The sequence below is a fragment of the Mesorhizobium atlanticum genome (assembly GCF_003289965.1).
In the GTDB taxonomy this organism is placed as follows: Bacteria; Pseudomonadota; Alphaproteobacteria; order Rhizobiales; family Rhizobiaceae; genus Mesorhizobium; species Mesorhizobium atlanticum.
Genome location: NZ_QMBQ01000002.1, coordinates 972705 through 994300 on the forward strand (window position 1 = coordinate 972705; position 21596 = coordinate 994300).

General features: G+C 62.9%; 22 protein-coding genes. 12 read left to right on the plus strand and 10 right to left on the minus strand.

Features of this window, described 5'->3' with window-relative positions:
• Positions 1-134: 134 nt before the first annotated feature.
• Entirely contained in the window at positions 135-1124 is a 990-nt protein-coding gene (locus DPM35_RS09720; RefSeq protein WP_112127025.1) for a sugar-binding protein, read from the plus strand.
• Positions 1125-1200: 76 nt separating this feature from the next.
• Here DPM35_RS09720 and DPM35_RS09725 read toward each other — a convergent pair whose 3' ends face one another.
• On the minus strand, positions 1201-2304 hold the full coding sequence (locus DPM35_RS09725; RefSeq protein ID WP_281004585.1) for an NAD(P)-dependent oxidoreductase: 1104 nt from the start codon (positions 2302-2304) through the stop codon (positions 1201-1203).
• Here DPM35_RS09725 and DPM35_RS09730 point away from each other — a divergent pair.
• On the plus strand, positions 2288-3184 hold the full coding sequence (locus tag DPM35_RS09730; protein WP_112127027.1) for an NAD-dependent epimerase/dehydratase family protein: 897 nt from the start codon (positions 2288-2290) through the stop codon (positions 3182-3184). The two genes, DPM35_RS09725 and DPM35_RS09730, sit on opposite strands and share 17 nt — an antisense overlap.
• Before the next feature lie 100 nt (positions 3185-3284).
• The gene (locus DPM35_RS09735) at positions 3285-4061 is read left to right on the plus strand and encodes a FadR/GntR family transcriptional regulator (protein WP_112127028.1); all 777 of its coding nucleotides are present in this window, start codon (positions 3285-3287) and stop codon (positions 4059-4061) included.
• 149 nt (positions 4062-4210) lie between these two features.
• Here DPM35_RS09735 and DPM35_RS09740 read toward each other — a convergent pair whose 3' ends face one another.
• Entirely contained in the window at positions 4211-4498 is a 288-nt protein-coding gene (locus tag DPM35_RS09740; protein ID WP_112127029.1) for a DUF3175 domain-containing protein, read from the minus strand.
• A 248-nt stretch (positions 4499-4746) separates the two neighbouring features.
• Here DPM35_RS09740 and DPM35_RS09745 point away from each other — a divergent pair, with 248 nt between their 5' ends.
• The 7 genes from DPM35_RS09745 (at position 4747) to DPM35_RS09775 (ending at position 12703) form a co-directional block, all read left to right on the plus strand.
• A complete protein-coding gene (locus DPM35_RS09745; RefSeq protein WP_112127030.1) occupies positions 4747-5973 on the plus strand; it encodes an MFS transporter in 1227 nt (408 codons plus the stop codon).
• A gap of 166 nt (positions 5974-6139) precedes the next feature.
• Positions 6140-7168: an HTH-type transcriptional regulator GntR gene (gene gntR, locus DPM35_RS09750; RefSeq protein ID WP_112127031.1), complete on the plus strand. Its 1029-nt coding sequence runs from the start codon at positions 6140-6142 to the stop codon at positions 7166-7168.
• A 291-nt stretch (positions 7169-7459) separates the two neighbouring features.
• A complete protein-coding gene (locus tag DPM35_RS09755; RefSeq protein ID WP_112127032.1) occupies positions 7460-8584 on the plus strand; it encodes a sugar ABC transporter substrate-binding protein in 1125 nt (374 codons plus the stop codon).
• Positions 8585-8659: 75 nt separating this feature from the next.
• Positions 8660-10204: a sugar ABC transporter ATP-binding protein gene (locus DPM35_RS09760; RefSeq protein WP_112127033.1), complete on the plus strand. Its 1545-nt coding sequence runs from the start codon at positions 8660-8662 to the stop codon at positions 10202-10204.
• Positions 10201-11181 carry an ABC transporter permease gene (locus tag DPM35_RS09765; RefSeq protein ID WP_112127034.1) on the plus strand — a complete coding sequence of 327 codons (981 nt, stop codon included), beginning with the start codon at positions 10201-10203 and terminating at the stop codon, positions 11179-11181. Before DPM35_RS09760 ends, DPM35_RS09765 begins: the two co-directional genes overlap by 4 nt.
• The gene (locus tag DPM35_RS09770) at positions 11178-12164 is read left to right on the plus strand and encodes an ABC transporter permease (protein WP_112127035.1); all 987 of its coding nucleotides are present in this window, start codon (positions 11178-11180) and stop codon (positions 12162-12164) included. Before DPM35_RS09765 ends, DPM35_RS09770 begins: the two co-directional genes overlap by 4 nt.
• Before the next feature lie 35 nt (positions 12165-12199).
• Positions 12200-12703 (plus strand): gluconokinase, encoded by a 504-nt coding sequence (locus DPM35_RS09775; protein ID WP_112127036.1) that lies wholly within the window; start codon positions 12200-12202, stop codon positions 12701-12703.
• A gap of 112 nt (positions 12704-12815) precedes the next feature.
• Here DPM35_RS09775 and DPM35_RS09780 read toward each other — a convergent pair whose 3' ends face one another.
• The 3 genes from DPM35_RS09780 to DPM35_RS09790 all read right to left on the minus strand — a co-directional run bounded on the left by DPM35_RS09780 (position 12816) and on the right by DPM35_RS09790 (position 15875).
• Positions 12816-13961 carry a hypothetical protein gene (locus DPM35_RS09780; RefSeq protein WP_112127037.1) on the minus strand — a complete coding sequence of 382 codons (1146 nt, stop codon included), beginning with the start codon at positions 13959-13961 and terminating at the stop codon, positions 12816-12818.
• 226 nt (positions 13962-14187) lie between these two features.
• On the minus strand, positions 14188-14637 hold the full coding sequence (locus DPM35_RS09785; RefSeq protein ID WP_040970141.1) for an RrF2 family transcriptional regulator: 450 nt from the start codon (positions 14635-14637) through the stop codon (positions 14188-14190).
• 251 nt (positions 14638-14888) lie between these two features.
• On the minus strand, positions 14889-15875 hold the full coding sequence (locus DPM35_RS09790; RefSeq protein WP_112127038.1) for a sulfate ABC transporter substrate-binding protein: 987 nt from the start codon (positions 15873-15875) through the stop codon (positions 14889-14891).
• A gap of 233 nt (positions 15876-16108) precedes the next feature.
• Here DPM35_RS09790 and DPM35_RS09795 point away from each other — a divergent pair, with 233 nt between their 5' ends.
• Both DPM35_RS09795 and DPM35_RS09800 read left to right on the plus strand, forming a co-directional pair.
• Positions 16109-16381 carry an antitoxin gene (locus DPM35_RS09795; protein WP_112127131.1) on the plus strand — a complete coding sequence of 91 codons (273 nt, stop codon included), beginning with the start codon at positions 16109-16111 and terminating at the stop codon, positions 16379-16381.
• The gene (locus DPM35_RS09800; protein WP_112127039.1) at positions 16381-16779 is read left to right on the plus strand and encodes a type II toxin-antitoxin system VapC family toxin; all 399 of its coding nucleotides are present in this window, start codon (positions 16381-16383) and stop codon (positions 16777-16779) included. The genes DPM35_RS09795 and DPM35_RS09800 overlap by 1 nt, the downstream gene beginning before the upstream one ends.
• A gap of 15 nt (positions 16780-16794) precedes the next feature.
• Here the strand turns inward: DPM35_RS09800 and DPM35_RS09805 are convergent, their stop codons facing one another.
• The 5 genes from DPM35_RS09805 to DPM35_RS09825 all read right to left on the minus strand — a co-directional run.
• Positions 16795-17835, minus strand: coding sequence for a sulfate/molybdate ABC transporter ATP-binding protein (locus tag DPM35_RS09805; protein WP_112127040.1), 1041 nt, complete (start codon positions 17833-17835; stop codon positions 16795-16797).
• A 69-nt stretch (positions 17836-17904) separates the two neighbouring features.
• Positions 17905-18789, minus strand: a complete 885-nt coding sequence (cysW, locus tag DPM35_RS09810; RefSeq protein WP_112127041.1) for a sulfate ABC transporter permease subunit CysW — start codon at positions 18787-18789, stop codon at positions 17905-17907.
• Positions 18782-19633, minus strand: coding sequence for a sulfate ABC transporter permease subunit CysT (gene cysT / locus DPM35_RS09815; RefSeq protein ID WP_112127042.1), 852 nt, complete (start codon positions 19631-19633; stop codon positions 18782-18784). The genes cysW and cysT overlap by 8 nt, the downstream gene beginning before the upstream one ends.
• Before the next feature lie 65 nt (positions 19634-19698).
• Positions 19699-20727, minus strand: coding sequence for a sulfate ABC transporter substrate-binding protein (locus tag DPM35_RS09820; protein ID WP_112127043.1), 1029 nt, complete (start codon positions 20725-20727; stop codon positions 19699-19701).
• 203 nt (positions 20728-20930) lie between these two features.
• A partial coding sequence (locus DPM35_RS09825) for a M15 family metallopeptidase (protein ID WP_112127044.1) occupies positions 20931-21596 on the minus strand: 666 nt, incomplete at its 5' end.

The window sequence follows — 21596 nt, forward strand, 5'->3', positions numbered from 1 at the left end:
AAACGGATCGGCAAATGCTTATCAGTCCGGCCCGGAACACGAGCATTGGGAAGATGCTCGGTATCGTTCTTGCGCATCCGGTCTGATCGGTGTGGCGGGCACGCGGTGTCCGTCTGTTTCAAGGGAGGACTGATATGAGGAAAACACTTTTGCTTGCCGCCGTCGCCGCAATGGCGTTGGGCGCCGGGCCGGCTTTGGCCAAGAAACAGCTCGTCATCGTTGTGAAAGGTCTCGACAATCCGTTCTTCGAAGCCATCCATCAGGGCTGCGAGAAGTGGAACAAGGAGAACGCCAGCTCGGAATATGAATGCTTCTATACCGGCCCGGCATCGACCTCGGACGAGGCGGGTGAAGCGCAGATCGTGCAGGACATGCTGAGCAAGCCGGACACGGCCGCGATGGCGATCTCGCCGTCCAACGCGCCGCTGATCGCGCAGACGATCAAGAGCGCCAATCCGTCGATCCCGATCATGACGGTCGACGCCGACCTTGCCAAGGAAGACGCCGCCCTTCGCAAGACCTATCTCGGCACCGACAACTACCTGATGGGAAAGAAGATCGGCGAGTACATCAAGAAGGCCAAGCCGAATGGCGGCACGATCTGCACCATCGAAGGCAATCCGGCGGCTGACAACATCCTGCGCCGCGCGCAAGGCATGCGCGATGCGCTGTCGGGCAAGGAAGGCCTCGCGGCGTTGGCCGGCGAAGGCGGCTGGACCGAAGTTGCCGGTTGCCCGGTGTTCACCAATGACGACGGCGCCAAGGGCGTGCAAGCGATGACCGACATCCTCGCCGCCAATCCGAAGCTCGACGCTTTCGGCATCATGGGCGGTTGGCCGCTGTTCGGCGCCCCGCAGCCCTATCGCGACCTGTTCAAGCCGATGGCCGACAAGATTGCCAAGAACGAGTTCGTCATCGGCGCCGCCGACACGATCGGCGACGAGGTGGCGATCGCCAAGGAAGGCCTGGTGACCGCGCTGGTCGGCCAGCGGCCGTTCGAAATGGGCTACAAGGCGCCTTCGGTCATGCTCGACCTCATCGGCAACAAGAAGGTCGACGATCCGGTCTTCACCGGCCTCGACGAATGCACCAAGGAAACGGCCGACACCTGCATCCAGAAGTAGGCGCAGGCTGATCCGCAACCATCGAAAAGAAGGGGGCGCCCAAAAGGCGCTCCCGCACTTTTCCTGGAATTGCTCTCTAGATCTTCTGCTTCACGCCGTCCTTCGAAGGCATCAGGTCGACGCCGTTGAGCTTGCCAATATGGGTGGCGAGCATCGGTACATATTGTTCGGCGGGACCGGCGGCATGAGCCGTCGCAAAGGAATTCTTGGTGGCGTTGCCGAGCGGATTGGCGATGCCGGCCGCGCCCGCCATCGATTCCAGATAGGTCAGGTCCTTGAAGGCATTGGCGATGGTGAACTTGTGCGCGTCGCGGTCGCCCTCCAAGGTCCAGCGCATGAAGGTCTGGTAGAAGCCGCAATCCATCCGGCCGTTGCGGATGACGCTGTCGAAGCGCGCCGGCGAGATGCCGACCTTCTGCGCCAACGCCAGAGCCTCCGAATAGATCGCCGCATAGCCCAGCGAGACGAAGTTGTTGAGCAGCTTCATGCGATGGCCGTCGCCGGTGTCGCCGATATGGACGATGCGGCCGGCCCAGGTCTCGATCACCGGCTTCAACCTGGCGAACACCGCGTCCGGCGCGCCGACCATGGCGTCGAGCGTGCCTTCCCAGGCTTCCTTCGGCGTGCGGCTGAGCGGCGCATCGACATAATCGACGCCGAGCGCCTTGAGCTCGGCGGCCAGGGCCACGGTCGAGACCGGATCGGACGTCGAGCAGTCGACGACCACCGAGCCTTGCTTCAGGCCTTCCTTCAGCCCGCCGGGGCCGCGGATGATTGCCTCCACCTCGCGCGAGCCGGTGACGCAGATGAAGACGATGTCGGAAGCCGCAGCCACCTCCTTAGGGGTGGCCACTTCCTTGGCGCCGCGTCCCAAAAGGTCTTCCGCGGGCTTGCGGTTCTTGCGGCCAAGGAAGGTGAATGGATAGCCCTTGTCCACGATGTTCTTGGCGATGCCGTGCCCCATCAGGCCTAGGCCGATGAAGCCGATGTTCTCGCGGGCAGCGGTGGTGCTCATGTCGTCTCTTCCCTGTCTTTCGTGGTGATGGGCGCCCGCGCGGCGGGCATTTTGTCGAGAAGGTTTCCGGGATCGCGGTTGGCAAGCGATTGCGGAATACCATATTGTCTGACAATACACATAATTCTCAAGCCTTGTGGAGAGCAAAATGACAAAGCGGATCATGTTCACCGGCGGCAGCGGCAAGGCAGGCCGGCATGTCGTTCAATATCTGGTCGAACATGGCTGCCAGGTGCTCAACATCGACACCAAGCCGCTCGACAATCCGAAGGTGCGCACGCTGATCACCGACATCACCGACAGCGGGCAGGTGTTCAACGCCCTGTCAAGCTATATGGGCCTGCACGAATTCGATCCCTCGCTGAGGGCCCAGCCGGTCGACGCGGTGGTGCATTTCGCGGCGATCCCGCGCATCATGATCACGCCGGACAACGAGGTGTTCCGCATCAACGCGATGGGCACCTACAATGTCATTGAAGCGGCGGTGAAGCTCGGCATCCGCAAGGTCATCATCGCTTCCTCGGAGACGACCTACGGGCTGGTCTTCGCCAATGAGCCGCGCAACCCGACGCATTTTCCGCTCGACGAGGATTATGACGTCGACCCGATGGACTCCTACGCGCTGTCGAAGATCGTCAACGAGAAGACCGCGCGAGCGTTTGCGCTGCGCAGCGGCGCCGACATCTATGCGCTGCGCATCGGCAACGTCATCGAGCCGCATGAGTATTCGCTATTCCCGAAATGGTTCGCCGATCCGGGTTTCCGCAAGCGCATCGCCTGGAGCTACATCGACGCGCGGGACCTCGGCCAGATCACCTTGCGCGCCATCGGGAAGGATGGCCTGGGCTACCAGGTGTTCAACGCGGCCAATGACGAAACCTCGTCGGACCTGCCGACGGCGGAGCTGTTGAAGCGCTTTTATCCAGGCGTGCCGGTCAAGGCCGAACTCGGCGAATATGAGACGTTGCTTTCGAACCGCAAGGCGCGCGACGTGCTTGGGTTCCGTCCCGAGCACAGCTGGCGCAAATATGTCAAAACGGCATGAAGCGCGGTCAAAACCCAGTGAGTTGTGCACATCCTCGCGCGTTGTGGCAAAGCGGGCCTGCCGTGCTTGACAGCTTCTGAAAACGGGATTTTCTGGACCGATGCGGTACGCAAAGCCGAACAACGAAAAGAAGCCGGTGAAGACTGCGGCCGCGGAGCGTCAAGCCGGCGTTCGCCGGCCCGACGCGCCGCGTATCCCGGGCGCCAGCGTGCATACGTCGCTGGCGAGCGAAATCGGGCTTCGGATCGTGCGCGGCGATTATCCGCCGGGCACCATCCTGCCCAATGAAGCAAAATGGTCGGAGACCTTCGACGTCAGCCGCTCGGCAGTGCGCGAGGCGATCAAGATGCTGATGGCGAAGAGCCTCCTGGCGTCGCGACCCAAGATCGGCAGCTGGGTCGAACCGAAGGAACGCTGGAACCTTCTCGACCGCGACGTGCTGTCCTGGTACGCGACGTCGCCGGATCGCGAGGTGTTCCTGAGGACGGTGCAGGAATTCCGCCACATCATAGAGCCGGAGGCGACGGCCTTCGCGGCGATGCGGCGTACCGACGAGCAGATGGCCGAGATCAGCCAGGCCTGCCGCGAGATGGGCGAGGCCACCAACCTGCAGGAGCGAACCCGGGCCGACACGCGCTTCCACCTCGCCATCCTGAGGGCCTCGGGCAACGACCTCCTGGTGCCGTTGGGCGTGCTTATCGAATCCGCCTTCGACCATCTCTTCGCCTACACGACGCGCGAACTGGACGATCTGCAGCATGTCCAGAAGCTGCATGAGGCGATTGAGAGGAATATCCGCCTCAGGAGGCCGGATGCGGCGCGCAATGCGGTCCGCAAGCTGCTGGCCAATACCGACGAAGTTATTCAATCGCGCTAAGGCCTATCGATATTCAGGTGAGGCCGGCCTGCGAATGATGACTTTCTGCGCTTCCGGTGCTCACGTACTTCAGTACGTTCCGCTCCGGTTCTCGAAAATCACCATTCCCGACTCGGCCTGACCTGAATCTCGACAGGCCTTATCCCCGCCTAATCCTGCTTCTCGCGGCCGAAGGCGACGCGCAACTCGTCCTTCGCCTTTTCGAGCACTTTCCTGCGCTTCTCGGGCAGGTTCTTGCCGGCGCGGTTGATGTAGAAATTCAGCATCGACATGGCGGATTGGAACGGCTCCGCCTTGCGGCGGTCGCTATGCTCTGCCGAACGCTTCAGCGAGGCGGCGATTTTCCTGGCGTCGTCGGATTCGAAGACGTGCTCCTCGAGATCCAGCGCATCGCTGTGCTCGGTCACATCGGCCGACCATTTCTTCTTTGCGGTCATGGCGAAACTCCTTGCCAGAGCGGTTCAGCGGTTTGCCGCCGAACCGCTCCATCTCTTTGTTTCCCGCAATTCCCGACGGAAGACGGTTAGACACTTTCCCGGAATTGCTCTGAGGCAAAACTCCAGGAAATGAGAGGGGTTCCCGGTTCTGGTGCCACGGATTCGCCGGTCGTGGCGCTGCTCGGCCGGCAAATGCGCCGATAGTGGAGGCAAACCGCCGACTTCGAGAACAGCGGACAGGAACGCCTTTGACGACGATCTCCAGCAATGCAGGGCCCCCGGGCATAGACAGCGCTTATGCCTGGACGAGGTTGGCCATTTCCGTATTGCTGGCGACCATAGGGGGCGTCGGCATGTGGGCGGTGGTCGTCGTTCTGCCGGCGGTCCAGGCCGAGTTTGGCGTCGATCGCGCCGCGGCCTCGATGCCTTACACCGCGACGATGGTTGGCTTTGCGGCCGGCAATGTGCTGGTCGGGCGCGCCATCGATCGTGTCGGCTACTGGATCCCGGCGCTTGTTTCCTCAACGGCGCTGGCTGTCGGCTTCCTGCTGGCGTCGCTCTCCAGTACGATCCTGCAATTCACCGTCGCTCAAGGCTTGCTGATCGGGTTGGGGACATCGGCGATTTTCGGACCGCTGATCGCCGACATCTCCCACTGGTTCAATCGTCGGCGCGGCGTTGCGGTGGCTGCGGCTGCGTCCGGCAGCTATCTCGCCGGAACGGTCTGGCCGGCGATCATACCGCCGCTGATGAAAGCGGAGGGCTGGCGCTTCACCTATCTGGCCATCGGCATCGCGTGCCTGGTGACGATGGTGCCGCTGGTTTTGATGCTGCGCCGGCGTGCCCCAGTGGTTGTGGCAGGCTCGCCGGGCACGCGCCTGGTCCAGCCGATTGCATTGTCGCCGGCGGCACTTCAGGTGCTGCTGGTGATAGCTGGTCTGGGCTGCTGCGTGGCGATGTCGATGCCGCAGGTGCATATCGTCGCCTATTGCCTGGACCTTGGCTATGGCGTCGCGCATGGCGCCGACATGCTTTCGATCATGATGGCCGCCGGCGTCGTCAGCCGCCTCGCTTCCGGCTTCGTCGCCGATCGGATCGGCGGGGTGAAGACTTTGCTGGTCGGTTCGGTTCTGCAATGCCTGTCGCTGTTCTTTTACATTCCCTTCGACGGGCTCGCCTCGCTCTACATCGTTTCGCTGGTGTTTGGGCTGTCGCAAGGCGGCATCGTGCCTTGTTATGCGATCATCGTGCGTGAATACATGCCCGCCAAGGAGGCTGGCCAACGCGTTGGCATCGTCATCATGGCGACCATTTTCGGCATGGCTATCGGTGGCTGGATGTCGGGCTGGATCTACGACCTCACTGGTTCCTATTCGGCCGCCTTCCTGAACGGGATTGCCTGGAACCTGCTCAACATCCTGGCGATGGTTCTGGTGTTCTGGAAGGCAAGACGCAGCAGCGTCGTCGTGGCCTGACGGGCCGTGCCCTCATTTTTCCAGGAAGACGCCTCGGCTTGACAACAAATCGCGGCTGCGCGACGCCAAGGCCAGTGAACGCGGTACAGGCCTGCGAGATGGCGACACCAGGGTCAATGGCATTGCAGGCGCGCAGCGGGCGGGGTTTGCCGCACGAGGCCCACCCTTGACCAAACCGCGCTCCCGCCGTGGCGGCGGCCGTCCGACCATTGCCGATGTGGCGCGCAAGGCGGGCGTCGGCGCAATCACCGTATCGCGCGCGCTGCGCGAGCCCGGACGGGTGTCGGAGGATCTTCGCCGGCAGATACTGGCCGCGGTCGACGAACTCGGCTACGTGCCCGACCCGAACGCGCGCGCGCTTGCCTCGGCGCGCGCCGAAGTGTTCGGCGTGCTGGTGCCATCGCTCACCAACAACGTCTTCGCCGAGGTGGTGCGCGGCATCTACGACAGTCTTTCCGATAGCCCGTTCCGCATCCAGATCGGCAACACGCACTATTCCGGCCTGGAGGAAGAGCGGCTGCTGCAGGTCTTCGGATCGCAACGCCCGGCGGCGCTGATCGTGGCCGGCATCGACCAGACGCCCAGCGCGCGACGACTGCTGGAGAATGCGGGTTGCCCTGTGGTGCAGGTGATGGAGACCGGGCCGGATCCGGTCGACATGATGATCGGCTTCTCCCATTTCGACGGCGGCAGGACGGCCACCGAGCACCTTCTGCAGGCCGGCTACCGCAAGATCGGCTTCATCGGCGCCAGGATGGATCCGCGTTCGCAGCGGCGCCTTGCCGGCTACCGCGCCGCCATGGAGGCCGCCGGGCTGTTCGATCCGCGGCTGGTCACCACGACGCCGGTGCCGTCAAGCGTGAGCCTCGGGCGCGAGTTGTTCCGTGACGCGCTGGCCAAGATGCCGACGCTCGACGGCGTGTTCTGCAACAATGACGATATCGCGCTCGGCGTCCTGTTCGAATGCCACCGCGCGTCGATCGACGTGCCGAAACAGATCGGCATTGTCGGCTTCAACGACCTCGACATGATGCAGGTGTCGTTTCCCTCGATCACCAGCGTGCGCACGCACCGCTATGAAATCGGCACCCGATCCGTCGCCATGGCGCTTGCGGCGATTGCCGGAAACCCACCGGAACAGCGCATCGTCGATCTCGGTTTCGAGCTCGTGCGGCGGGAGAGCACAGCGCGTTGAAGAACGCGGAAAAATGTCGAAGGCGGCGCTTTACACCCAATCATGGTAGCGCTACCATTTGTCTGTAAAATCAACATTCGGCGAGATCGGGGGCTGTTTATTATACATAAGCAACAGTCGTTGCTTGTTTATTATGTATAATATGATAGTTTTCTAAATTGCCCGGAAGGTGAGGGGGAGGAGGATCGGGGCGATGCGGCCGCCCCTGCGGGCGTGTTCGGTTGGGCGGAGGGTGCCGACCGGTAACGCCAGGATTGATTACAAGCAGAACTGCAACTGGGAGGAATATCGATGATCAAGTCATTCGTTGGCGGCGTCATTGCCGCCACTGCATTCGTCATGCTGGGTTCGTCGGCGATCGCCGGACCTGAAATCGTCAAGGGACCCGCGGCAGAGCCGGATTGCTTTGCGCCTTGGGCAGCCGACACGCAGTTTTTCAAATATCCGAAGAAAGACGGTCCTTACCGCATCGCGCTTGCCAACGGCTACATCGCCAACACTTGGCGTATCCAGATGATCCAGACGGCCAAGGCCTACGCGGCGCAACCGGATGTCGCCAAGAAGCTCAAGGAATTCAAGGTCGTGTCGACCGGCGAGGATGTGCCGGCACAGATTTCGGCGATCAACAACTTCATCGATTCCGGCTTTGATGCGATCGTCGTCAACGCCCAGAATCCGACCGCCTTCGGGCCAGTCATCAAGCGCGCCAAGGAAGCGGGCGTCGTGCTCGTCGCGTTCGACAACATCCTCGACACCAAGGATGCCATCAACGTCAATGTCGACCAGAAGGGCCTGGGCGAGCTCTGGGGCAAGTGGCTGGTCGCGCATGTGCCGAATGGCGGCAAGGTGCTCGAAGTGCGCGGCGTTGCCGGCACCTCCGTCGACACCGATCGCCACAACGGTATCCACGAGGTGCTGGATGCTTCCGGCAAGAAGTGGAATGTCACAGAGGTCGTCGGCAAGTGGGATGACGGCGTGGCGCAAAAGGCCACGGCCGATGCCATCGCCACCAGCGGTCCGTTCGACGGCGTCACCGGGCAGGGCGGCGACACCGGCATCGTGCAGGCGATGATCGACGCCAAGCATCCTTTCGTGCCCTTCGGCGGCGAGACGGAAAACGGCTTCCGTAAGTTCTGCGCCGCGCATGCTGCCGATGGACTGAAATGCTCGTCCGCCGGCACCGGCCCCGCGCAGGTGGCGGTTGCCATCAAGACCGCGATCTCCGCGCTCGAAGGCAATGTCGTCCCGCAGTCGGTCAAGCTGCCTTTGGCCATCGTCGAGGATCCGAATTTCAAGGCCGGCCAGGATTTCTTCCCGGACCAGTCCGACAATTTCTTCGTCGGCAATTCCTTCCCGACCTGCGGCATCAATTTCACCGCGCAGGAAATCATGGGCCAGACCAAGGAAAACAAATAGTCTGACCGGATGGTGCCGCGGCGAGGTCGCGGCACCGTCCTTCTACTCTCAACTCGAAACGGCCGGGGAGGGCTGATGGACGCCGCGACTCCGCTCTTCCGCATGGAAGGCATCTCCAAGCGTTATGGCGGCGTGCGGGCCTTGGAAAAGGCCGACCTGACGGTCACCGCGGGTGGCATCCACGCCATCCTGGGCGAGAACGGCGCCGGCAAATCGACGCTGATCAAGATCATGGCGGGCGTCGTGGCGCCCGACGAAGGCACGATGACGCTCGACGGCCGCGAAGTGAGCTTCGCCTCGCCGGCTGCAGCCAACCAGGCCGGCATCGTCTGCATCTTCCAGGAACTGTCGCTCATCCCCGAGTTGAGCGTCGCCGACAACATCGTCATTTCCGATCCGCCGAAGCGCTTCGGCATGATCGACCGCAAGGCGCAGCGGCGCATCGCGGAAGAAGCGCTGGCACGCGCCGGGGCTTCCGATATCCATCCCCGTGCCCTGGTCAAGGATCTGCCGCTGTCGCGCCGGCAGATGGTTGAGATCGCGAAGGCGTTGGCCCGGAAACCGCGCATCCTGATCCTCGACGAGGCGACCTCGGCGCTGACGGCGGCGGATGTCGCCAAGGTGTTCGAAGTGCTGAAGCGGCTGCGTTCGGAAGGACTGGCGCTGCTCTACATCTCGCACCGCATGAACGAGATCGCCGAGCTCGCCGACCACTGCACGGTCTTCCGCAACGGCCGCAACGTCGCCAGCTACCCCGCGGGCTCGAAGAGCGACAATGAAGTGGTCGAGCTGATGATCGGCCGCGAATACAGCCATATCTTCCCGCCGAAACCCGGTCCAACCGCGGCCGCGACGACGGTTCTCGAAGCGCGCAACCTCTCCTGGGCCGACCGGCTGGACAATATCTCGTTGAGCGTCAAGGCCGGGGAGGTCGTCGGCCTCGGCGGTCTCGACGGGCAGGGGCAGCGCGAATTGCTGCTTGCCTTTTTCGGCGTGCTGCGCGGCCTTTCCGGTGAGATCCTGATCGACGGCAAGCCCGTTTCGATCGCCAGCCCGACCGCGGCCAGCCACGGCCGCATCGGGATGGCGCTGATACCCGAGGATCGCAAGACCGAAGGGCTGATGCTGCCGATGACGGTGCGCGAGAATCTGTCCTTCGCAGCGCTCGACAGGCTGTCGAAAGCGGGCATCATCGATCGGGCCGCCGAGCAGCGGCTGATCGACGACATGGTCGGTCTGCTGGCCATCAAGACAGCCGGGCTCGACATCCCGGTCGGCGCGCTCTCCGGCGGCAACCAGCAGAAGGTGGTGATCGCCAAATGGCTGATGCGGCAGCCGCGCATCATCCTGCTCAACGATCCGACGCGCGGCATCGATGTCGGCACCAAGCAGGAGCTTTACCAACTGATGCGCAAGCTGGCCGACGCGGGCGCCGCGATCCTGTTCTATTCGACCGACTATGACGAGCTGATCGGCTGCTGCGACCGCGTGCTGGTGCTCTATGACGGCGCGGTCAAGCGCGAGCTGGTCGGCGCCGAAATCACCGAGCACGCGCTGATCGCCAGCGCGCTCAACATCCATGGCGAAGGTGCCGGGCCGAGGCAGGGAGCGGGCGCGTGAAGGACTGGCGCTACTGGCTGGCCGAGCAGCGCGGAACGCTGCTGGCCTTCGGCATCTTCATCGTCATGTTCGCCATCTACAGCGCGAACCATCCGGCCGGCTTCACCGCCAATGTCGTGCAGACGGCCGCCAACAAGGGCGTGCTGCTGGCCTTCGTCGCCATGGCGCAGACATTGGTGGTGATCACCGCCGGCATCGACCTGTCCGTCGGCATGATATTCACGCTCACCAACTGCATGGCTTCGTGGCTGGTGATCGGCACCGGCCTGGAGACGGCGTTTGGCGTGTTGGCTGTGCTCGGCACCGGGCTCCTCTGCGGCGCGGTGAACGGCGCCATCGTCATCTACGGCCGGCTGCAGCCGATCGTCGCCACCATAGCCACGGGCGCCGTCTTTTTCGGTCTGGCGCTGCTTTTGCGACCGGTTCCCGGCGGCTCGGTCAACGAGGACCTCGCGGATTTCCTGACCGGGCGTTTCTTCGGCGTGGTGCCGGCGAGCCTCGTGTCGCTGCTCGTCATCGTGCTCGTCGTCTGGGTGCCGTTCAGTCGCTCCGAATTCGGGCGCGCCGCTTATGCGGCCGGTTCATCGGAGACGGCGGCTTACATGTCGGGTGTGCCGATCCGCAGGGGCAAGTTTCTGGCATACACGCTTGCCGGCCTGCTTGCGGCCATCGGCGGCCTGTTCCTGACCTTCTTCACCTATACGGGCGAGGCGGCTTATGCGAGCGGCAACGCCTATACGCTGTTCTCGATCGCCGCCGTCGTGCTTGGCGGCGTGTCGCTGTTCGGCGGCAAGGGCAGCGCCATCGGCGCCATCTTCGGCGCGCTCGCCTTCCGCACCATCGGCGACCTCTTGTTCGTCTTCGATTTCGATCCGCTCTGGCAGCCGCTGTTCCAGGGCGTTATCCTGTTGATCGCGGTCAGCCTCGGCGCTTTCGCGCTGTTTCGGGTGCGCAACCGGCTGGAGTGGTTCCTGTGAGCGAGACGACACTCGGCGGCATCGCTGGCCGCATGCCCAAATTTCTGAGACGCGCCGATCCGGCCGTTGTCACCGCCTTTGCCTGCATCGTGATCCTGCTCCTGCTCGGCAGCCTTTATTCGCGCAGCTTCCTTTCACCGGAATATCTGCTGCAGCAATTGAAGGTCGCGTCCTTCCTCGGCGTCATTGCCACCGGCATGATGCTGGTCATCCTGCTCGGCCAGATCGATCTGTCCGTGCCGTGGTCCGTGGCTACAGGCGCGATGATGGCCTGCGCGGCGGCCGCCTACGGGCCCGTCGGCGTCGCTTTGGCCATTCCTTTCGGGGTCCTGTGCGGTGTCGCGATCGGCATCGTCAACGGCATCGGCGTCGCCTATCTGCGCATTCCCTCGATGATCATCACCTTGGCCACCAATGCCGTGGCGCAAGGGCTGATGGTGGTCTATACGGGCGGTTTCTCGCCACAGGATTCAGCGACGGCGGCGATGCGATACCTGGCAACCGGCTTCACCATTCCGGGCGTTCCCAACGCCGTCATCATCTGGGCGCTGATCGGCGCCGCGATGGTTTTCGTGCTGACCCGCACCAGCTTCGGCCGCGCCGTCTACGGCATCGGCAATCGCGAGCGCGCCGCCTATCTTTCCGGCATCGACACGCGCCGTATCGTGCTGATCGCCTTCGCCGTCTCCGGCGGCCTGTCGGCTTTTGGCGGCGTGCTTTTGGCCGGCTACGCGTCGAAGGCGGCGCAATCGATGGGCGATGCCTATCTGCTGCCGTCGATCGCTGCCGTCGTGCTGGGCGGCACGTCGATCCTCGGCGGGCGCGGCTCCTATCTGGGCACCGTTGCGGGCGTGATCCTGATCACGCTCCTGCAATCGATCCTCTCGGTCATGCAGATGCCCGAGGCGGGGCGGCAGATCATCTATGGCGTCGTCATCGTCGCCATGCTTCTGCTTTACGGGCGCGCGCCGGCAAGCCGCTGACCGTGGATGGGGCAAGCCCAAGACCGCAGCTTCGCATGACCGATCTTCGGACGGCGCCGGCCATCGTCGTGATGGGCGTTGCCGGCTGTGGCAAGACGGCCGTCGGCGAGGCGCTTGCCAGGGCTCTCAGCGCCGACTTCATCGAAGGCGACCGGCTGCATCCGCCGGAGAATGTGGCGCGCATGGCGCGCGGCGAGCCGCTGACGGATGCGCTGCGTGAGGGCTGGCTCGACGCCATAGGGGAGCGTATCGCGAGTTCCGTTGCCGGCGGACGGAAAGCGGTGGCGGCCTGCTCGGCGCTGAAACGCAGCTACCGCGACCGGCTGAGCCGTTTCTGTCCGGAGGTCGTCTTCCTCTACCTGAAGATCGATCGCGAGACCGCCTGGCGACGGGTCGCCAATCGCAAGGGTCATTTCATGCCCGCAAGCCTGGTCGACAGCCAGTTCGCCACGCTGGAAGAGCCTGCCACCGACGAACGGGCGGTAACGGCCGACGGAACGCGAAGTGTCGCCGGGATCGTGAAAGAGATCATCCGCTAGAGCAATTCCAGGAAAAGTGAGAGCGGTTTTCCGTCCGGAATTGCGCAAAAACAAGAGATAGAGCGTTTCGCCGTTTCCCTGAAACGGTGAAACGCTCTAGGTCGGTTGGTATTCATGCGCCGTCATTGCCGATCGCGGCCTCAGTCGGCCGCTCGGTCAGCCGCACGGCGCTCGACCAGGCCATCATCTGCTCCGGACAGAGTTTGAGCGTTTCCAGCATATGGTCGCGCTTCGACAGGATGTATGCCGCCTGGACGGCAAGGTTCTTTGTCGCTGTGTCCCCCGCCGGCAATGCGGGCGCTTGCGTGCCTGGGCTCAGCTCGCTGACGATTGCGCGATACTCGCGAAAGGGGATCGTCTCGATCATCGCCATATGAAACAGCGCAGCACCCGCGCGCGCGGCGAAGTTTGCCGGCGCCGAGGCGAGGTGGGTCCAGCCACGCTCGCCCATCGCGGCCTCGGCGAAGGCGGAGCCGGCATAGATGGTGTTGGTCATCAGCACGACACCGTTTGCCTTGAGCACCTTCTGCATGCGCGTTGTGACCTGAAAGGCGTCGGTTCGCTCGAAGACGATGCGGCTTTTCAGGAAACGGTTCTCGAGTTTGATCAGCGGCGGGTTGATGACGCGCAAGCCGAACTCGCTTGGCGAAAAGCCGTGGTACCGCGCGCTTACCTGATGGGCATCGACGCCGGCCTCATGCAGGGCGCGCTTGCCCATGATCGTCTGCGCCGTGAACTGGTCGCACCATATGATGACGCCGCGCCCGTTGCGCACTGCTTGCCGCAATGCTTCGAGGCCTTCCAGCCGGATCGCCGGCGACCAGCGCCATCCGGCCACGAGATGCGCCGCAAGCGTCAGTCGTCGGCGGTGAACGGCGGCAAGTTGCGCTTGGAACATGCCGCGCGTGTCGGCGGCATTGCCGAGCACTGCCTTCACCGCGATGTCGTAACGGTCGAACTCCTTGCGAAAGTGGCGCTTGCGCCTCAGCCCGGACACCCAGCCGCAGATGGGTTCCCACCAGGAGATCGGCAGAACCGCCGCGACGCCAAGATAGAAACAGGACAGCAGGCTCTCGCGCAGGTCCCGATTGACGAAGCGGCGCAGTTTTCCGGGGCGGATAACCTTGCGGCTGAAGAAGCGAACGGTTTCGTTGCGCTCCGGCACAGGCACATCGGCGATGATCGCGGTGCGATAGATGTCGTTCGACGTTGGCTGCCGGCTGGCCCCGCGGGATTTGCCAAGCCAAGGCAGCCTCATGCGTCAGAGCCCTGTTCCACTCTTTAGATGGAGCATGATCTTGTTCGAAAACCGGTTCCCACTTTTTGCGTTCGCTGACCTTCGGTTCGGGATCTCGCTCTGCCGCTTTACTGCGTCCGCCGCGGACTAGCAACCGAGGCCGACAAGCCGGGCCGCGCGGCGCCCCGTTTGGCGGGGAAACCGCCGCACGGTTTGCCGGCGTTGCCTTGGATCCGGCTGGAACTGCTTAGATCTGGGAGGTGAGCTCGGCCGGGAAATCGTCGTTGTCGGCGTCGCGCATGGCTGCGAGGCTGCGATTGTCGAGCACCTCGGCGATCGCCTGGCGCACTTCCAGCATCATGTGCCGGACCTGGCAGGTCGCTTCGTCGCAATCCTCGCAACGCTGATATTGCGTGCGGCTGGCGCAAGGGATCGGCGCCAGCGGTCCGTCGAGCACACGCACGACATGACCGATCTTGATCTCGGAAGCGGGTCGGGCGAGGCGATAGCCGCCTTCCTTGCCCTTGCGGCTCTGGACGAAGCCGGCATTGCGCAGCTCGCCCAGGATCGCATCCAGGAATTTCTTCGGGATGTTGTTGGCGACCGCTATGTCGTTGACGAATGCAAGCTGGCCAGCCGGCAGGCTGGCAAGATGCACAAGGGCCTTGAGGCCGTATTTGCCTTTTTTGGTCAGCATGCCCGATTCAGTTCATCAAACCCCAATCGCCCTGCATCTGGCGGTTGTTTGTGTGCAAATCATGACAGTTTGACCGTCGAACGCCCTCTGGCCCAACAATTTGCCCGTGCAGCTTAGGCACAAACGCGTTGATTCTTCGTAACGTTTTTCACGCTGGGGCCGGGATTTCCCCTGCGAACTCATGCAACCCCGCTTATAAGAAGAAAGCCGGCAAAGCCGGCCTCCTTGCGCTTCCTGATTGTGGAGCCCATTCAGCGGCTGCCATAGGTCTGATCGAGCAGTCCGCCGGCGGCGAAATGCTCCTTCTGCACCTTGTCCCAGCCGCCGAAGACGTCCTCGACGGTCAGCAGCCGGACGTCCGGGAAGTCGGCCTTGTGCTTGGCGGCGACCGCCGCATCGCGTGTCCGCAAGCCGTTCTCGGCGGCAATCTCCTGGCCATCCGGCGTGTAGAGGAAGTCGAGATAGGACTTGGCGAGATCGCGGCTGCCATGCTCGTCGGCGACCTTGTCGACGATCGCCACCGGGAACTCGGCCAGCAGGCTGACCGAAGGGGTGACCTGCTCGAACTTGTCGTCGCCATATTCCTTGCGGATGCCGCGCGTCTCGGACTCGAAGGTGATCAGCACGTCGCCGATCTCGCGCTGCACGAAGGTGGTGGTGGCGGCGCGGCCGCCGGTGTCGAAGATCGGCACGTTGTTGAAGAGCTTGGTGATGAATTCCTTGACCTTGGCGTCGTCGCCCTTGAAGGCTTCCTTGGCGTAGGCGGTGGCGGCGAGATAGGTGTAGCGCGCATTGCCGGACGTCTTCGGGTTGGGGAAGATCACCTGCACGTCGTCGCGCACCAGGTCGTTCCAGTCCTTGATGTGCTTGGGATTGCCCGCGCGGACAAGAAACGAAGGCAAGGAATAAAAGGGCGAGGCGTTGTCCGGAAAATCCTTCTGCCAATCGGCCGAGACGAGGCCCTTCTTGACCAGGAAGTCGACGTCGGTGACCTGGTTGAAGGTGACGACATCGGCGGCAAGACCTTCGGCGATGGCGCGCGCCTGCGCCGAAGTGCCGGCATGCGACTGATCGATGGTGACACCGGAATGCTTGGCGACGAAGGCTTTGTTGATGTCGGCGAACAGCTCGCGGCCGACGTCATAGGATGCATTCAAGAGCTTGTCGGCCGACCAGGCTTGGGAGGATGCGAGGACGAGACCGGCAACAGCCGCGATGCCGAGCAATAGACGCTTCATGAAAACAAGCTCCGAGGATAATACGCTGATTTCCCGATGATAGCGGTGACGCCGATGGGCGACGAGACATGCGAGCCGGGGAGACCGCGGTAGAGCGAGAAAAGATATCGTTAAAACAGTCGGTTGTTAGGATTTCTTTTCAGGAAGTATCCTGTTTCGCCCGGCTCTGGAGGCGAAAAGATTGCATTCTGACCCTTTGGCATATACATATGCCATATACAAGGAATACTGCCATGACCCGACACCGCCAGGCGACGACGCCGCCGAAGGAAGCAAAACTGTTCCGCAACAACCGCAGCCAGGCGGTGCGGATTCCGGTCGAGTTCGAACTTCCCGGCGACAAAGTCCTGATCAGCCGCGAAGGCGATCGTCTCGTCATTGAGCCCGTTCGTAAATCAGGTCTTACGGCGTTGCTTGCCCAGTGGGCGAAGGAGCCCCCACTCGGTCCGGAAGATGACTTCCCGGAGATCAACGATAGCCCCGTCAAGTCCGAGGACATTTTTTGATGCGGCTCATGCTCGATACGAACATCATAAGCGACATGATCCGAAACCCAGCCGGCAAGGCCGCCAGCGCGATGGTGCGCGAGGGAGATGCTGCGGTGTGCACCAGTATCGTCGTCGCTTCGGAACTGCGATATGGCTGCGCCAAGAAGGGATCGGCCAAGCTGCTCAAGAAGGTCGAGGAATTGCTGGCCGAGATTCCGGTGCTGCCGCTCGATGTGCCGGTGGACACCGAATATGGCGTCCTCCGTGCCGAGCTGGAAAGCAGGGGCGAGACCATAGGCCACAACGATCTCTTCATCGCTGCCCACGCCTGCGCGTTGGGTACGACACTGGTGACGGCCAACACGGCCGAATTCACCCGCATCGGGAAGCTGAAGGTCGAGAACTGGCTGGAATAGCGCTCGGCTCGGCGATCAAGCCACCGGAAAAAGCTTCCAGCGCCGCGGCCTGAACGCCACGCGGCTTTTCTGGGCCGCAGGATGGTCGACCGGCAGCTCGATCTCGACGCGCTGGCGCTCGCCGCCGATCTCCAGCTCGACGCGCCTTGTGCCTGCGACGCGGCGGCTGGCGGCGACCGTGCCGGCGATGCAGCCGCTGCAGCCGTCGAGCAGGTCGACATCATGCGGGCGGAAGTAGAGAACCGCCTCTCCGGACGGCGCATGCGGCGCCTGTAGCCCGATCGGCCGGTCGGCGATCCAGACCTCGCCGTTCTCGACCTTCACCGGCAGCGAGCTCGACTCGCCGATGAAGGAATAGACGAAGGGCGAGTTCGGCGTGTCATAGATATCGTCGGCGGTGCCGACTTGTTCGATGCGTCCCTGGCTCATGACGACAACGCGGTCGGCCAGTTCCAGCGCCTCTTCCTGGTCGTGCGTGACGAAGACGGTGGTGTGGCCGGTCCGATCATGGATCTCGCGCAGCCAGCGGCGCAACTCGCGACGAACCTGCGCGTCGAGCGCGCCGAAGGGTTCGTCGAGCAGAAGCACCTTGGGCTCGATGGCCATGGCGCGCGCCAGGGCCACGCGCTGGCGCTGGCCGCCGGAAAGTTGCGCCGGATAGCGCTTTTCCAGCCCCGACAACTGGACGAGGTCGAGCAGTTCCAATGCCCGGCGGCGGATTTCCTGCGCCCGCGGCCGCGCGGCGCCGTGCCGGACCTTCAGGCCGAAGCCGATATTGTCGGCAACCGTCATGTGACGGAACAGCGCGTAGTGCTGGAAGACGAAGCCGACATTGCGTTCCTGGATCGACTTTTGCGAAGCGTCTTCCTCTCCGAAAAAGATCGCCCCCTTGGTCGGCCGCTCCAGCCCGGCAATCAGCCGCAGCAGCGTCGTCTTGCCGGAGCCCGACGGACCAAGCAGCGCGATGAGCTCGCCGGACTTGATGTCGAGCGACACGTCGTGGAGCGCCGGAAACCGCTCAAACTCCTTGCGCACGTTGACGACGCGAACTTCCATGCAAATCCCTCAGTTCTTTGATGCATATCATTATCCCAAAACCGCTACGCACTTTTGGGTGACATGCACCTAGTGTCCGCGTGTCGCGGCGATCTCGGCGCCGTAGCGCATCTCGAGAAGTGTTTTCAAGACCAGCGTCACCAGCGCCAGGCCGGCGAGCAGCGAAGCGACCGCAAATGCGCCGACGGCATTGTACTCGTTGTAGAGGATCTCGACATGCAACGGCATGGTGTTGGTGAGGCCGCGTATGTGGCCCGATACCACCGAGACCGCGCCGAACTCGCCCATGGCGCGCGCATTGCAGAGCAGAACGCCATAGAGCAGCCCCCATTTGACGTTCGGCAGCGTCACATGCCAGAAGGCTTGCCAGCCGCTGGCGCCGAGCGAGAGCGCCGCCTCCTCGTCGCCATTGCCCTGTTCCTGCATCAGCGGGATGAGCTCGCGCGCGACGAAGGGGAAGGTGACGAAGACGGTTGCCAGAACGATGCCGGGCACTGCGAACAGGATCTGGATGCCATGCGCCTTCAGCCATTCGCCGAGCAAGCCTTGAGCGCCGAATAGAAGCACATAGACCAGGCCGGAAATGACCGGCGAGACCGAGAAGGGCAAGTCGATCAGCGTGGTCAGGAACGCCTTGCCCTTGAACTCGAACTTGGCGATGGCCCAGGCGGCCGAAAGGCCGAAGACGAGATTGAGCGGCACCGAGATCGCCGCCACCAGCAATGTCAGCCGGATGGCGGAGCGCGTATCGGCATCGCCCAGGGATTGGAAATAGGCGCCGACGCCCTTGGCGAAAGCCTCCTTGAACACGATGATCAGCGGCAACAGCAGGAAGATGCCGAGAAAGACCAGCGTGACGGTCGTCAGCGTGACGCGGACGGGACGGCTTTCCGTGACCGCGGCTGACCGGCTCTCGTGGTGCGGCTCGTACGACTTGATCTCGGGATCAGCCATAGCGCTTGCGGCTCCATGTCTGCACGAGGTTGATGACCAGCAGCATCGCGAAGGACAGCGCCAACATGATCGCGGCGATCGCGGTCGCGGCCGGATAGTTGTACTCCTCCAGCCGGATGACGATCAGAAGCGGCGCGATCTCGGATTTGTAGGGCAGGTTGCCGGCGATGAAGATGACCGAGCCGTATTCGCCGACGCCACGTGCGAAGGCAAGCGAGAAGCCGGTGATGATGGCCGGCGCCAGGCTGGGCAGAAGCACACGGGTGATAATCTGGAAGCGGCTGGCGCCGAGCGTGGCAGCGGCCTCCTCGACCTCTTTGTCTAGCTCTTCCATGATCGGCTGGACGGTCCGCACGACAAAGGGCAGGCCGATGAACACCAGCGCCACGACGATGCCGAGCGGGGTGTAGGCGACCTTGAGGCCGAGCGGCATCAGCAATTTGCCGAGCCAGCCGGTCGGTGCATAGAGCGTGGTCAGCGCGATGCCGGCAACCGCGGTGGGCAGCGCGAAAGGCAGGTCGACCATGGCGTCGACGACGCGGCGGCCAGGAAAACGGTAGCGGACCAGCACCCAGGCGACGAGCGTGCCGAACACCACGTTGACCGCGGCCGCGATGAAGGCCGTGCCGAAGCTGATTTCGAGCGCCTTGAGGGTGCGCCGGTCGGTGGCCAAAGCCCAGAAATCGGTCCAGCCGAGTGCGGCCGAACGCCAGATCAACCCGGAGAGCGGGATGAGGATGATGAGCGTGAGGTAGGCAAGCGAGAAGCCGAGCGTCAGTCCGAAACCCGGAATGACACTCGGCTGTCTGAATCGCCACCCCGCGTGAGCGGGTGCTAAGGTCATGCTGTTCTGGATCGTCCCTTCTTACTCAACCAGATTGCAGTCGCCAGTTTTCGAGGCTCAGCCTCTCACTGGGCCGGCTTATAGATCTGGTCGAATATACCACCGTCGCCGAAATGGTAAGGCTGTGCCTTCTTCCAGCCGCCGAATTGCGGGTCGTCGATGGTGACCAGCTTGATCTGCGGCAGTTTGGCGAGGTCCTCGGCCGGAACCAGTTCGGGCTTGGCCGGGCGATAATGGTTCTTGGCGATGATGGTCTGGCCTTCCTTCGAATAGAGATAGGAAAGGTACGCCTCGGCCACCTTGCGTGTGCCTTTGGCGTCGACATTGGCGTCGACCACGGCGACCGGCGGCTCGGCCAGGATCGAGGTCGGCGGGTAGACGATGTCGAAATTGTCGGCGCCGAATTCGTCGAGCGCCAGATAGGCGTCGTTCTCCCAGGCGATCAGCACGTCGCCGAGGCCTTTCTGGGCGAAGGTGACGGTCGAGCCGCGGGCGCCGCTGTCGAGCACCGGCGCGTTGGCATAGAGCTTGGCGACGAATTCCTTGGTCTTGGCTTCGTCATTGCCGTCATGCGCGTTGGCATAGGCCCAGGCCGCCAGGTAGTTCCAGCGCGCGCCGCCGGAGGTCTTCGGATTCGGCGTGATCACTTGGACGCCGTCCTTGACCAGATCGCTCCAGTCGTGGATGTCCTTGGGATTGCCCTTGCGCACCAGGAAGATGATGGTTGAGGTGTAAGGCGCTGAATTGTTTTCGAATTTCTTGCGCCAGTCGGGATTGATCTTCTTCGACTTAGTCACGATGGCGTTGATGTCGCCTTCAAGGGCCAGGGTCACGACGTCGGCATTGAGGCCGTCGATCACCGCGCGGGCCTGGGCGCCCGATCCGCCATGCGACTGCTGGATGGTGACCGTCTCGCCGGTCTCGGCCTTCCAGTGCGCGGCGAAGGCTTCATCATAGGCCTTGTAAAGCTCACGCGTCGGATCGTAGGACACGTTCAAAATGGTCGTATCGGCGAACGCGAAACCGAGCGTGCCGAACTGGATAGATGTGGCGACCAGCGCGCCGAGCAGTTTCCTGAAATGATGTTTGGTCATTCCCGCCTCCGTTGAACTGCAGCGAACTCTAGCGAGTTTATAGAAATTAGATGCATTGAATGTTGCCTTTTTCGCCTCATAGAAGCAATTTTTCGCCGAGATTCGGCACTTTGAAGAAATTGCTTCCTCCTCCGGTTTTTGGCTCGGCTCGGCATCAGTCGGCCTAATTAGAAGCGGTCAGGGTCAGGGCAAGCCCCGGCGCATTAATCGGCCGTGACCGGAAAATCGAAACGCTGTTTTGGAAAAGGCTCTTTGGCGAGGGTAAAGTGCCACCATTCGTGCGCATAGTTGCGGAAGCCGGCGGCACGCATGGCGGCAAGCAGCATCTTGCGGTTCGCCGCCGCTACGGCGGGAAGAGGGTGGTACGCGGTCTCGCTCATCGGATCGAAGCAGTCAAAACCGGTGCCGAAGTCGAGTGTCCCGACGTCAGGAGCGCCGCAGGTCGGATGAACATCGCTTCCCTTGCCCGGGTCGGCGATGGCGAGGTCGACGGTCGAGCCGCGCGAATGGCTGGACAATTCGCCGACATAGCCCTTGGCGATAAGATCGCCACGTTCGACCGTCCGATACCATTGCGGATCCGGCGGGCCGCCTTGTCTCGTCCATGTTCCCATGTCGGTAACGGCCCGGGCCGGGCGGTAGCAGTCGAAGACGACCAGCGTCAGGCCTTTAGCGGTCATCGTTTTCTGAGCACTGGACAGCGCCCTCGCCGCTTGCGCGGTCAGGATGCAGACAGGCGCGTCATAGCCGTCGACCTTGCGGTGCAGGAAGTTTTCGCGGCCGGCGTAGCGGATGTCCTGGCGGATGGTCGGATCGACATCGGCGAGCCTGACGAAGCCGGCGGGGAGGGGGTCGGCAAGGGCCGGGGT